Origin of the sequence: Burkholderia sp. B21-005 (assembly GCF_020843965.1) — a bacterium.
Lineage (GTDB): Bacteria > Pseudomonadota > Gammaproteobacteria > Burkholderiales > Burkholderiaceae > Burkholderia > Burkholderia ambifaria.
The window spans coordinates 2,191,263-2,203,510 of sequence record NZ_CP086301.1 but is presented as its reverse complement, the minus strand read 5'-3'; the positions used below and the strand labels follow the sequence as shown (position 1 = coordinate 2,203,510).

Annotated in this window: 11 protein-coding genes; 4 read left to right on the top strand and 7 right to left on the bottom strand. The window is 67.1% G+C overall.

All coding sequences use genetic code 11. The annotated features are described in order from the left end of the window. Window positions 1–49: 49 nt before the first annotated feature. Window positions 50–1,357: a lysophospholipid transporter LplT gene (gene lplT / locus LMA02_RS10295; RefSeq protein ID WP_006759633.1), complete on the bottom strand. Its 1,308-nt coding sequence runs from the start codon at window positions 1,355–1,357 to the stop codon at window positions 50–52. A 218-nt stretch (window positions 1,358–1,575) separates the two neighbouring features. On the opposite strand from lplT, the gene alr reads away from it, so the two are divergent. The 3 genes from alr (at window position 1,576) to LMA02_RS10280 (ending at window position 4,449) form a co-directional block, all read left to right on the top strand. Next, window positions 1,576–2,646: an alanine racemase gene (gene alr, locus LMA02_RS10290; RefSeq protein ID WP_228904700.1), complete on the top strand. Its 1,071-nt coding sequence runs from the start codon at window positions 1,576–1,578 to the stop codon at window positions 2,644–2,646. A gap of 11 nt (window positions 2,647–2,657) precedes the next feature. Beyond that, the gene (gene radA / locus LMA02_RS10285) at window positions 2,658–4,034 is read left to right on the top strand and encodes a DNA repair protein RadA (protein WP_228904699.1); all 1,377 of its coding nucleotides are present in this window, start codon (window positions 2,658–2,660) and stop codon (window positions 4,032–4,034) included. A 148-nt stretch (window positions 4,035–4,182) separates the two neighbouring features. Next, window positions 4,183–4,449, top strand: coding sequence for a DUF2866 domain-containing protein (locus LMA02_RS10280; protein WP_228904698.1), 267 nt, complete (start codon window positions 4,183–4,185; stop codon window positions 4,447–4,449). 180 nt (window positions 4,450–4,629) lie between these two features. Here LMA02_RS10280 and LMA02_RS10275 read toward each other — a convergent pair whose 3' ends face one another. Further along, window positions 4,630–6,561: an ATP-binding cassette domain-containing protein gene (locus LMA02_RS10275; protein WP_228904697.1), complete on the bottom strand. Its 1,932-nt coding sequence runs from the start codon at window positions 6,559–6,561 to the stop codon at window positions 4,630–4,632. A gap of 136 nt (window positions 6,562–6,697) precedes the next feature. On the opposite strand from LMA02_RS10275, the gene LMA02_RS10270 reads away from it, so the two are divergent. Continuing rightward, window positions 6,698–7,177, top strand: coding sequence for a glutathione peroxidase (locus LMA02_RS10270; RefSeq protein ID WP_166724920.1), 480 nt, complete (start codon window positions 6,698–6,700; stop codon window positions 7,175–7,177). Window positions 7,178–7,305: 128 nt separating this feature from the next. On the opposite strand, the gene cls is transcribed toward LMA02_RS10270, so the two are convergent. The 5 genes from cls to dapD all read right to left on the bottom strand — a co-directional run bounded on the left by cls (window position 7,306) and on the right by dapD (window position 12,205). Continuing rightward, entirely contained in the window at window positions 7,306–8,745 is a 1,440-nt protein-coding gene (gene cls, locus LMA02_RS10265; RefSeq protein ID WP_228904696.1) for a cardiolipin synthase, read from the bottom strand. 114 nt (window positions 8,746–8,859) lie between these two features. After that, window positions 8,860–9,768: a 50S ribosomal protein L3 N(5)-glutamine methyltransferase gene (gene prmB / locus LMA02_RS10260; protein WP_228904695.1), complete on the bottom strand. Its 909-nt coding sequence runs from the start codon at window positions 9,766–9,768 to the stop codon at window positions 8,860–8,862. 11 nt (window positions 9,769–9,779) lie between these two features. Further along, window positions 9,780–10,919, bottom strand: a complete 1,140-nt coding sequence (dapE, locus tag LMA02_RS10255) for a succinyl-diaminopimelate desuccinylase (protein WP_166724923.1) — start codon at window positions 10,917–10,919, stop codon at window positions 9,780–9,782. 90 nt (window positions 10,920–11,009) lie between these two features. Then, window positions 11,010–11,378 carry an ArsC family reductase gene (locus LMA02_RS10250; RefSeq protein ID WP_006755454.1) on the bottom strand — a complete coding sequence of 123 codons (369 nt, stop codon included), beginning with the start codon at window positions 11,376–11,378 and terminating at the stop codon, window positions 11,010–11,012. Then, the gene (gene dapD, locus LMA02_RS10245) at window positions 11,378–12,205 is read right to left on the bottom strand and encodes a 2,3,4,5-tetrahydropyridine-2,6-dicarboxylate N-succinyltransferase (RefSeq protein WP_006478479.1); all 828 of its coding nucleotides are present in this window, start codon (window positions 12,203–12,205) and stop codon (window positions 11,378–11,380) included. The genes LMA02_RS10250 and dapD overlap by 1 nt, the downstream gene beginning before the upstream one ends. Window positions 12,206–12,248: the final 43 nt, after the last annotated feature.

The following is a 12,248-nucleotide window of genomic DNA, read 5'->3' as shown; positions in this document are numbered from 1 at the left end:
GCGCCGGTGCGAAGACCGGCGCCGACGGACGGAAACGGAAAGTGTAGCGTCAGTGCCGCGATTCGCCGATCAGCGCGACCGAGTCGAACTGGCGCTGGTTCGCCTGGTGGCGGCGCATCACGAGCCACATCGTCAGGCAGACGAACGTGCCGAACAGCACGATCACGACGCCGACCGGCACGTCGAGCCAGACCAGCACCGCATACAGGCACAGCATCACGAGCACCGACAGGTTCTCGTTGAAGTTCTGCACCGCGATCGAGTGGCCGGCCGACAGCAGCACGTGGCCGCGATGCTGCAGCAGCGCGTTCATCGGAACCACGAAATAGCCGGACAGCGCGCCGACGCCGATCAGGAAGATGTACGCGACGATCAGGTACACCGGCAGGCGCAGGTGGCCGAAGTGCAGGGCCCAGTGCGCGGGGAACAGGTCGCGCGTGTAGAACGCCATCAGCATGACCGCGATGCCCATGATGATGCCGACGGGCAGAACGGAGAGCGACTTCTTCAGCGGGATTCGCGCGGCGGCGGCGATCGCGCCGCCCGCGACGCCCACCGCGACCACGGCCTGCAGCAGCGCGCCTTCGGACAGTGACATGTTGAGCGAGACTTCAGCCCACTTCAGCACGATGAACTGCAGCGTCGCGCCCGCGCCCCAGAACAGCGTCGTGACCGCGAGCGAGATCTGGCCGAGCTTGTCGCGCCAGAGCACCATGAAACAGTCGGCGAAATCGGTGAGGAGCTTGACCGGGCCGCGCTCCTGCTTCGGGTAGCGCGCGCCGGTATCGGGGATCCGCAGGTTGAACATCGCGGCGATCACGTAGATCGCCATGATGATCGCCATCGCCGCTTCGGCGGGCGTGCTGATCCAGGCGGGCGTGTGCGCGATCACGTGCGACGCGATGTGCGGGCTGATCAGCGCGCCGCCGAGCACGGTGCCGAGAATGATCGAGCTGACGGTCGTGCCTTCGATCCAGCCGTTCGCGGCGACGAGCCGGTCGGCCGGCAGCAGCTCGGTCAGGATGCCGTATTTCGCGGGCGAGTAGGCCGCGGCGCCGAACCCGACGATCCCGTACGCGATCAGCGGGTGGGCGCCGAACAGCATGATCAGGCAGCCGACCACCTTGATCGAGTTGGTGATGAACATCACGCGCCCCTTCGGACGCGAATCGGCGAACGCACCAACATAAGCCGCCAGCACCACATAGGACAACACGAAGAACAGCTTGAGCAGCGGTGTCATCCAGTTGGGGGCGTGAAGGTCTTTCAGCAGGGCGATGGCGGCGATGAGAAGCGCATTGTCGGCCAACGACGAGAAAAACTGCGCGGCCATGATGGTGTAAAAACCTTTTTTCATCTGATGCGATGCTTTCGTCGCTGCGGCAGGGCCGCGTAGGCCGCCTGGTATGCGATCGGCTTATTCCGTTCGAAATGGGTTGTGCGCACGGCTTTATAACACGAAAATACGGCAATTCGGACTAGCAAGATTCCCCGATCGTTCCGCAAATTGTCGGCTTCGGTGCTCAAAAGGCGCGGTAAGCTGATGATTCGCAAGCGTCTTTACGTAAATTTCCCATGCCGCGCCCGATCTCCGCCACCATCCATACCGCCGCTCTCGCGAACAATCTCTCCGTCGTCCGCCGATTTACCGGCCCGTCCAAGGTCTGGACGGTCGTCAAGGCCAACGCGTACGGCCACGGTCTCGCGCGCGTGTTTCCCGGCCTGCGCGGCACCGACGGCTTCGGCCTGCTCGACCTCGACGAGGCCGTGAAGCTGCGCGAGCTTGGGTGGGCCGGCCCGATCCTGCTGCTCGAGGGGTTCTTCCGCTCGACCGACATCGACGTGATCGACCGCTACAGCCTGACGACCACCGTCCACAACGACGAGCAGATGCGGATGCTGGAGACGGCGCGGCTGTCGAAGCCCGTCAACGTGCAGCTCAAGATGAACAGCGGGATGAACCGGCTCGGCTACGTGCCGGAGAAATACCGCGCCGCGTGGGAGCGCGCCCGTGCGTGCCCCGGGATCGGCCAGATCACGTTGATGACCCATTTTTCGGATGCCGACAACGAGCGCGGCGTCGCCGAGCAGCTCGCGACGTTCGAGCGCGGCGCGGAAAACATCGCCGGCGCGCGCAGCCTCGCGAATTCGGCGGCTGTGCTGTGGCATCCGGATACGCACTTCGACTGGGTACGGCCGGGGATCATCCTGTACGGCGCGTCGCCGTCGGGACTGTCGGCCGACATCGCCGACACCGGGCTGAAGCCCGCGATGACGCTCGCGTCCGAGCTGATCGCGGTGCAGACGATCGCGAAGGGGCAGGCGATCGGCTATGGCTCGACGTTCTCCGCGCTGGCCCAGATGCGCATCGGCGTCGTCGCGTGCGGCTACGCGGACGGCTATCCGCGCGTCGCGCCGGAAGGCACGCCGGTGATCGTCGACGGCATCCGCACGCGGATCGTCGGCCGCGTGTCGATGGACATGATCACCGTCGACCTCACCCCGTGCCCGCAGGCAGGGGTCGGCGCGCGGGTCGAGCTGTGGGGCAACGCGCTGCCGATCGACGATGTCGCGCGCCATTGCGGGACCATCGGCTATGAACTGATGTGCGCGGTCGCCGGCCGCGTACCGGTGCGCGCGGAATAAGGACGGCACGCGTGGCGAAACAGAAAACCGTCTATGTCTGCAGCGAGTGCGGCGGACAAACCCCGAAGTGGCAGGGGCAATGCCCGTCGTGCCAAGCCTGGAACACCCTCGTCGAATCGGTCGCCGAGTCGCCGTCCGCCCATCGCTTCCAGTCGCTCGCGAAGCGGGCGCCGGTGCAGCGGCTCGCCGACATCGAGGCGGCCGACGTGCCGCGCTTCTCCACCGGCATCGGCGAATTCGATCGCGTGCTGGGTGGCGGGCTGGTCCCGGGAGGCGTCGTGCTGATCGGCGGCGATCCGGGTATCGGCAAGTCGACGCTGCTGCTGCAGTCGCTCGCGGACATCGCGAACGAGCGGCGCGCGCTCTATATCAGCGGTGAGGAATCGGCCGCGCAGATCGCGTTGCGCGCGCAACGGCTCGCGCTGCTCGACGGCGGCGCGCCGGCGGCCGAGCTGAAGCTGCTCGCCGAGATCCAGCTCGAGAAGATCCAGGCCGCGATCGACGCGGAACGCCCGGACGTCGCCGTCATCGACTCGATCCAGACCGTCTATTCCGAAGCGCTGACGTCGGCGCCCGGCTCGGTCGCGCAGGTGCGCGAATGCGCGGCGCAGCTCACGCGCATCGCGAAGCAGTCCGGCACCGCGATCATCATGGTCGGGCACGTGACGAAGGAGGGCAACCTCGCCGGCCCGCGCGTGCTCGAGCACATCGTCGACACGGTGCTGTACTTCGAGGGCGACACCCATTCGTCGTTCCGGCTCGTGCGCGCGTTCAAGAACCGCTTCGGCGCGGTCAACGAGCTTGGCGTGTTCGCGATGACCGAGCGCGGGCTGCGCGGCGTCGCGAACCCGTCCGCGCTGTTCCTGTCGCAGCACGAGCAGGTCGTGCCGGGTTCCTGCGTGCTCGTCACGCAGGAGGGCACGCGCCCGCTGCTCGTCGAAGTCCAGGCGCTCGTCGATACGGCGCACGTGCCGAACCCGCGCCGGCTCGCGGTCGGCCTCGAGCAGAACCGGCTCGCGATGCTGCTCGCGGTGCTGCACCGGCACGCGGGCATCGCGTGTTTCGACCAGGACGTGTTCCTGAACGCGGTGGGCGGCGTGAAGATCACCGAACCGGCCGCTGACGTCGCAGTGCTGCTTGCAATCCATTCGTCGATGCGCAACAAGGCGCTGCCGAAGGGACTGATCGTATTCGGCGAGGTGGGGCTGGCGGGCGAGATCCGGCCGTCCCCGCGGGGCCAGGAACGGCTGCGCGAGGCCGCGAAGCTCGGCTTCACGGCCGCGCTGATCCCGAAGGCGAATGTGCCGAAGCAGCCGATCGAAGGGCTGAACGTGATGGCCGTCGAGCGGATCGAGCAGGCGATCGACCGCGTGCGCGATCTCGAGTGACCGTGCGTGGCCGGCACCCGCGCGTGGCGGCCGGCCACGATCTGTCGCGTAATTCGTTGTAAAGAATATGTAGGCTTCTGTAACCCGCCGGACATCGCTTTTCCCTATCCTTTGCCGGATTGTCGAACCGCGCAATGGAAGGGAACCTATGTTGAAACAGTATGGGGATGCGGCCAGCGGACGCCTTTACAACCTGCGCGGCTGCCGCGTATCGGAGCCCATCGTTCACCCGTGGGGCGGCGGATGCCGGATCGTCGAGTGGATCGACGACGAAGGGCGCCTGGCACGCCGGGTCGTGTCCGAGGACGTGACGGAAGCGGAAGTCGCCGCGGCGATCCGCCGGCCGCCCGAAGGGCGGCGTCACCTGATGGGCGATGACGAGCAACTGCCGCGCGATACGTTGCCGCGGCGTTGAGCGGGCGGCGTACGGCCGACCCGACAACGACAGTCGTACCTGCAATGAAGAGGCCGGGCCAGGGCGCCCGGCCTTGTCGTTTGCGGGCCGGATGCAGCCGGCCCGGTTCGTCGGTTATTGACGCCGCCGTGGATGCCGCGCCAGCGATCAAGCGACCGGCCGACGGCCCCCGGGCCGCGTTCAGCCGATCTGCTCGAGCTCTTCCTGCACGGCGAGCCAGTCGGCCTCGACCGTTTCGAGCCGCGTATTGACCTCGCCGAGCTTGCGGATCGCTTCGGTCAGCTCCGTCTTGCGCGCGGCCTCGTAGCTCGCCGGATCGGCGACGAACGTGTCGAGGCGTGCCTTCTCCGCATGCAGCGCTTCCATTTCCTTTTCGAGCTTCGTGACGCGGTTCTGCAGCGGCCTTTTCAGCTGCGACAGGCGCTGGCGCTCCTCGGCCGCCTGGCGCTTCTGGTCCTTGCGGTTGACACCCGTATCGGCGCCCGTCGCCGCCGCGCTGTCGGCCTTCGCGGCCGCGCGTTGCTCGGCCGCGTGCTGCAGCAGCCAGTCGCGGTAATCGTCGAGGTCGCCGTCGAATGGTTGCAGGCGGTGCTTCGCGACGAGCATGAACTGGTCGGTGGTCGCGCGCAGCAGGTGGCGGTCGTGCGAGACGAGGATCAGCGTGCCTTCGAACTGCGCGAGCGCCATCGTCAGCGCGTGACGCGTTTCGAGGTCGAGGTGGTTGGTCGGCTCGTCGAGCAGCAGCAGGTTCGGCTTCTGCCAGATGATCAGCGCAAGCGCGAGCCGCGCTTTCTCGCCGCCGGAGAACGGGGCGACCGGGCTCGTCGCCATGTCGCCGGAGAAATTGAAGCCGCCGAGAAAGTCGCGCAATTCCTGTTCGCGCGTGTCGGGTGCGAGCCGTGCGAGATGCGCGAGCGGCGAATCGTCCTCGCGCAGCGTTTCGAGCTGGTGTTGCGCGAAATAGCCGATCGTCAGGCCTTTGCCGTCGCGCACGTGGCCCGACAGCGGTGCGAGTGTGCCGGCCAGCGTCTTGATCAGCGTCGACTTCCCCTGGCCGTTCGCGCCGAGCAGGCCGATGCGCTGGCCGTTCTGGATCGACAGCGCCACGCGTTCGACGATCGGGATGTCCGTGCCGTCGTCCGCATGGTAGCCGCAGCGGACATCTTCCATCACCATCATTGGGTTCGGCGCGGCGTCGGGCGTGCGGAACTCGAACGTGAACGGCGACGCGATGTGCGCGGGCGCGATCAGTTCCATCTTCTCGAGCGCCTTCATCCGGCTCTGCGCCTGCTTTGCCTTGGTCGCCTTGGCCTTGAAGCGGTCGACGAAGCTCTGCAGGTGCTCGATCGTCTTCTGCTGCTTTTCGTATGCGTTTTGCTGCAGCGCAAGCTGTTGCGCACGCAGCACTTCGAATTGCGAGTAGTTGCCGCCGTAGCGCTTCACCTGGCGATTTTCCAGATGCAGCGTGACGTTGCAGATCGAGTCGAGGAATTCGCGGTCGTGCGAGATCACGACGAGCGTGCCGGCGTAGCGGTGCAGCCAGTCCTCGAGCCAGACGATCGCGTCGAGGTCCAGGTGGTTGGTCGGTTCGTCGAGCAGCAGCAGATCGGAGCGGCACATCAGCGCCTGCGCCAGGTTCAGGCGCATGCGCCAGCCGCCGGAGAAGCTGGCGACCGACTCGCGCGTCTGCGCGAGCGTGAAGCCGAGGCCGAGCAGCAGCGCTTCGGCGCGCGCCGGTGCGGTATAGCCGTCGGCGTCGGCGAACGCCGCGTGCGCGTCGGCTTCGGCCGCGCCGTCATGCGCGGCCGACGCGGCGGCGATGCGCGCTTCGATCTCGCGCAGCGCGGTGTCGCCGTCGAGCGTGTAGTCGAGCGCCGAGCGGTCGACCGCGGGCGTTTCCTGCGACACGTGGGCGATCCGCCACGACGGCGGCATCGAGAAATCGCCGGCGTCGGAATGCAGCTCGCCGCGCAGGACCGAGAACAGCGTCGATTTGCCGGCGCCGTTCGCGCCGATCAGGCCGGCCTTTTCACCGGGATTGAGCACGAACGAGGCCGACTCGAACAGCGGTTTGGTGCCTCGAGCAAGGCTGAACTGATTGAAACGGATCACGGCGGGAATGACTGACCAAAACCGCTATTCTAGACTGCGCGCGCGTCGCTCCGGATATCGGCCGAACGGCGGGTGCCGCAACGGCGCGATTTCGCCTAGACTCCACGTCGTTCCGGTCTCATAAAAGGAGTGCCCGATGTCCACCCTGTATTCGTTCAGCGCGGAGACGCTCGCCGGTGAGCCGGCGTCGCTCGATGCGTATCGCGGCAAGGTGCTGCTGATCGTCAATACCGCGAGCGAGTGCGGTTTCACGCCGCAGTATGCGGGCCTGCAGAAACTGTACGACCAGTACGCGGCGCGCGGCTTCTTCGTGCTCGGCTTTCCGTGCAACCAGTTCGGCAAGCAGGAGCCGGGCGACGCTACGCAGATCGGCGCGTTCTGCGAGCGCAACTACGGCGTCACGTTCCCGATGTTCGCGAAGGTCGACGTGAAGGGCGACCATGCGCATCCGCTGTACCGCTATCTGACCGACGAGGCGCCCGGCATTCTCGGCTTGAAGGCGATCAAGTGGAATTTCACGAAATTCCTGGTCGACCGCGACGGGCGGATCGTCAAGCGCTATGCGCCGTCGACGAAGCCCGAGGAAATCGCCGCGGATATCGACAAGCTGCTGTAACGCCGTGACGCGGCGAGCGGGCTGGCCGGGCCGAACGGGCCGTGACCGCCATGCCGGGCCGGACGGTGCGAAAGCGGTGCTGCCATCCGGGCGGCGCCAGGCCGGCGCTCGCGCGAGCGCTACGGGCGCTACAGGATGGGTGCGAACAGGCGCGCGACGTGCATGGCGATGCGCCGCCACGCGGGCGAGTGCCGATACTCGTTCGCATCGACCTCGTAGGCCTGCGCGAAATCGGCGTCGAGCATGGCCTCGACTTCGTCGGCGAACGCGCGATCGACGGTCAGCACCATGATTTCGAAGTTCAGCCGGAACGAGCGGTTGTCGAGATTCGCGCTGCCGACCGCGGCCGCGATGCGGTCGATCAGCACGACTTTCTGGTGCAGGAAGCCGGGCCGGTAGCGGAACACCTTGACGCCTGCGTCGACGAGATCGCGTGCATAGAGCTTCGACGCCTCGAACACGACGTAGTGGTCGCGCCGGCTCGGGATCAGGATGCGCACGTCGACGCCGCGCATCACCGCGAGCTTCAGCGCGGCGATCACCGCTTCGTCGGGTATGAGATACGGTGTCGTGATCCACACCCGTTCGTGCGCGGCGTTGATCGCCCCGACGAAGAACAGCGAGCCGGTTTCCTGCTTGTCGGCGGGCCCCATCGGCACGGCGAGGCAATGCATCGCGTCGCCGGGCAGCGCCTCCGGCGGCGCGGCGAGCGGCGGAAGCGTCTGCGTGGCCCAGTGCCAGTCTTCGGCGAACACGTACTGAATGCTGGCGACCACCGGGCCGCGGATTTCGATATGGGTGTCGCGCCACGGCGACAGGCGCCGGTTCGCGCCGAGATATTCGACGCCGACGTTGTGTCCGCCGACGAACGCGCGATTGCCGTCGACGACGACGATCTTGCGATGGTTGCGGAAGTTGAGCTGGAAGCGGTTGACGAACTTGCGGTGGGTCGCGAACGGGTGGACCTCGACGCCGCCGCGGCGCAGCGTGTCGACGTAGCTGTGCGGCAGGTCGAAGCTGCCGATGCTGTCGTACAGCAGGTAGCAGCGCACGCCGGCTGCCGCGCGTGCGAGCAGTGCGTCGCGCAGCATCAGGCCGAGCGCGTCGACGCGCACGATGAAGAACTGGACGAACACGTAATCGCGCGCCGAGTCGATCGCCGACAGGATCGCCGAGAAGGTCGCATCGCCGTTGACGAGCGTGCGCACCGAGTTGCCGCCGACGAACGGCATCCCGCCGAGCCGCGTGAGCGCGAGCACGGCAGCCCGGCCGATCGCATCGGCCGCCGGCCCGTTGGTTGCGTCCGCATCGAGCCACGGCACGCGCGGCGTGTGCGTGCGCAACGCTTCCATCTCGTGGCGCCGCGCGTCGACGTAGCCGGAGAACTTGCTGCGACCGAGGAACAGGTAGGGGATGAGCGTCAGGTACGGCATCGCGGCGAGCGACACGGCCCACGCGATCGCACCTTGCGACGTGCGCGTGTTCATGAGCGCGTGACACGCCGCGATGATCCCGAGCACATGGACGGCCAGGATCAGGGTGCCGAGATGTAGCCAGTCGAGGGTCATGGGCGCGTGACGGACTCCTGAGGTCGTGCGGCGCGACGGCCGCTTACGCGCATCTTACCCAACCGTGCGGGACAGCGGTGTGCCGTACCGCACGGTTGCAGCCGCGGCGCGCCGTCAGGCCTTGCGCGGCAGGTCCGACGCCTGGATCAGGAACACCGTGTCGTCGCCCGCGCTGGTGGGCAGCCACGTGAGTTCGAGGCCGCCGAACGCGGCTTCGACGTGCTCGCGCTCGTTGCCGATCTCGACGACGAGCACGCCGTCGTCGTGCAGCCACTTGTGCGCTTCCGAGATGATTCGCCGCACGATGTCCATTCCGTCCTCGCCGCCCGCGAGCGCCATCTCCGGCTCGTGCCGGTACTCGGGCGGCAGGGCTGCCATCGACGTCGCGTTCACGTACGGCGGGTTCGTCAGGATCACGTCGTAGCGTGCGTCGGGTTCCGCGCGGAACGCGGGCAGCGGCGCGTAGAGGTCGCCGCGATGCAGCGTGATGCGCTCGTCGAGGCCATAGTCGCCCACGTTGATCCGGGCGACTTCGAGTGCCTTGTCGGACAGGTCGACCGCGTCGATCTCGGCGTTCGGGAACGCGCTGGCGGCGAGGATCGCGAGGCAGCCGGAGCCGGTGCACAGCTCGAGCACAGCGCCGACCTGCTCGGGATCGGCGACATACGGCTGCAGCCCGTCGTCGAGCAGCTCGCCGATGAACGAGCGCGGCACGATCACGCGCTCGTCGACGTAGAAGCGGTGGCCGTGCATCCACGCTTCATGCGTGAGGTACGCGGCCGGCACGCGTTCGGTCGCGCGTCGTTCGATCACCGCGAGCACGGCCGCGATTTCATCGGGCAGCAGGCGCGCATCGAGGAACGGCTCGAGCGTGTCGAGCGGCAGGTCGAGCGTGTGCAGCACGAGGTAGGCGGCTTCGTCGTACGCGTTGTCCGAGCCGTGGCCGAATGCGAGCTTGGCCTTCGAGAAGCGCGTGACCGCGTAGCGCAGCAGGTCGCGAATAGTTGCAAATGGTGTCGTCATGCGAGGCTCCGTCAGGCGATCAGTTGTTCGAGCACGCGTCGGTACACGTTCTTCAGTGGGTCGACGAAGCGCACGTCGATGTGCTCGTCGATCTTGTGGATGCTGCCGTTCGGCGGGCCGAACTCGATCACCTGCGGGCAGATGCGCGCGATGAAGCGTCCGTCGGACGTGCCGCCCGTCGTCGACAGCTCGGTCGTGAGGCCGGTCTCGGCGCGGATCGCGTTCTCCAGCGCGTTCGACAGGTCGCCGCGTGGCGTGAGGAACGGCAGGCCGCTCACTGACCACTTCAGCGTGTATTCGAGGCCGTGCTTGTCGAGGATCGCATGCACGCGTGCCTGCAGGCCCTCGACGGTGCTCGCCGTCGAAAAGCGGAAGTTGAACATCAGGTCCGCGTGGCCGGGGATCACGTTGGTCGCGCCGGTGCCGGCATGCAGGTTCGACACCTGCCAGGTGGTCGGCGGGAAGTATTCGTTGCCTTCGTCCCACTGTTCGGCGGCGAGCTCGGCGAGCGCCGGCGCGAGCAGGTGGATCGGGTTCTTCGCGAGGTGCGGGTACGCGATATGGCCCTGCACGCCCTTGACGACCAGCTCGCCCGACATCGAGCCGCGGCGGCCGTTCTTCACGACGTCGCCCAGCTCCGTGGTCGAGGTCGGCTCGCCGACGATGCAGTAGTCGAGGCGTTCGCCGCGCGCTTCGAGCAGTTCGACGACCTTCACGGTGCCGTCGGTGGCCGGGCCTTCCTCATCGCTCGTGATCAGGAACGCGATCGCGCCGCGGTGGCCGGGGTGGGCCGCGACGAATTCCTCGGATGCGACGACGAACGCCGCGAGCGACGTCTTCATGTCGGCCGCGCCGCGGCCGTACAGCTTGCCGTCGCGATGTGCGGGGATGAACGGCGGCGAGGTCCACTGCTCGAGCGGGCCGGTCGGCACGACGTCGGTGTGGCCCGCGAACGCGAGCAGCTTGCCATCGCGGCCGTCGGCGCCGCGCTTGACGGCCCACAGGTTGGTCACGCCATGCGACGCGATGGTCTCGCATTCGAAGCCGAGCGCGGCGAGGCGCTCGGTCATGATCTGCTGGCAATGCTGGTCGTCGGGCGTGACGGACGCGCGGGCGATCAGCTGTTCGGTAAGGGCTAGGGTGGCGGACATGGTTCGGACCACTTTCGATAAAAAATGCCGGCGCGGTGGCCGGCAGTGACGAGACGTCGGGCTGCACCCGCGGGCGCAGCGCGGGCGGCCCTAGGCGGCAAACAGCGCCGCGTACTGATCGGCCACGAAGCCGAGCGATTTCACGCGGCCGTTGACGACGAGCACGGGGCGCTTGATGACCGACGGCTTGTGGATCATCAGCGCGACCGCGCCGGACCGCGTTTCCGCGGCCGCCTTCATGGCGTCGTCCAGGCCGCGCCACGTCGTGCCGCGCTTGTTCACGAGCGCGTCGAGCGACACGTCTTTCAGCCAGTCTTCGACGAGCGGTGCGCTGACGCCGAGCTTCTTGAAGTCGTGGAACTCGAACTCGACGCCGTGATCGTCGAGCCACACGCGGGCCTTCTTCACGGTGTCGCAGTTCGGAATGCCGTAGACGACCACGGTGTGCGGCTTGGCCATCAGTCGCCTCGCAGCAGCTCGTTCAGGCCGACCTTCGCGCGGGTCTTCGCGTCGACTTTCTTCACGATCACCGCGCAGTACAGGCTGTGCGAGCCGTCCTTCGACGGCAGGTTGCCGGCAACGACGACCGAGCCGGCCGGGATGCGGCCGTAGCTGACTTCGCCCGTTTCGCGATCGTAGATCTTGGTGCTCTGGCCGAGGTACACGCCCATCGAGATCACCGAGTTCTCCTCGACGATCACGCCTTCGACGACTTCCGAGCGCGCGCCGATGAAGCAGTTGTCCTCGATGATGACGGGATTCGCCTGCAGCGGTTCGAGCACGCCGCCGATGCCGACGCCGCCCGACAGGTGCACGTTCTTGCCGATCTGCGCGCACGAACCGACCGTGGCCCACGTGTCGACCATCGTGCCTTCGTCGACGTACGCGCCGATGTTGGTGTACGACGGCATCAGCACGACGTTCTTCGCGATGAACGAGCCGCGGCGCGCGATGGCCGGCGGCACGACGCGGAAGCCGCCCGCGGCGAAGTCTTCAGCCGTGTAGTTCGCGAACTTCGACGGCACCTTGTCGTAGAACTGCGAGTAGCCGCCGGCCGGCATCGGCGCGTTGTCCTCCAGGCGGAACGACAGCAGCACGGCCTTCTTCAGCCACTGGTGCACGGTCCAGTTGCCGTCGATCTTCTCGGCGACGCGCAGTGCGCCTTTGTCGAGTTGCTCGATCGCATGAGCGACGGCTTCGCGGACGTCGGCGGGCGCGGCCTTCGGCGACAGCTCGGCGCGGTTTTCCCAGGCGGTATCGATGATTTGCTGAAGTTGTTGCGACATGTTCGTTTTCGCAGAAGATGAATGGAATTGATCGGGATGGACG

Coding starts and splice junctions, on each gene's coding strand:
- lplT (WP_006759633.1), bottom strand. CDS start 1,357: ATGAAAAAAGGTTTTTACACCATCATGGCCGCGCAGTTTTTCTCGTCG.
- alr (WP_228904700.1), top strand. CDS start 1,576: ATGCCGCGCCCGATCTCCGCCACCATCCATACCGCCGCTCTCGCGAAC.
- LMA02_RS10280 (WP_228904698.1), top strand. CDS start 4,183: ATGTTGAAACAGTATGGGGATGCGGCCAGCGGACGCCTTTACAACCTG.
- LMA02_RS10270 (WP_166724920.1), top strand. CDS start 6,698: ATGTCCACCCTGTATTCGTTCAGCGCGGAGACGCTCGCCGGTGAGCCG.
- cls (WP_228904696.1), bottom strand. CDS start 8,745: ATGACCCTCGACTGGCTACATCTCGGCACCCTGATCCTGGCCGTCCAT.
- prmB (WP_228904695.1), bottom strand. CDS start 9,768: ATGACGACACCATTTGCAACTATTCGCGACCTGCTGCGCTACGCGGTC.
- dapE (WP_166724923.1), bottom strand. CDS start 10,919: ATGTCCGCCACCCTAGCCCTTACCGAACAGCTGATCGCCCGCGCGTCC.
- LMA02_RS10250 (WP_006755454.1), bottom strand. CDS start 11,378: ATGGCCAAGCCGCACACCGTGGTCGTCTACGGCATTCCGAACTGCGAC.
- dapD (WP_006478479.1), bottom strand. CDS start 12,205: ATGTCGCAACAACTTCAGCAAATCATCGATACCGCCTGGGAAAACCGC.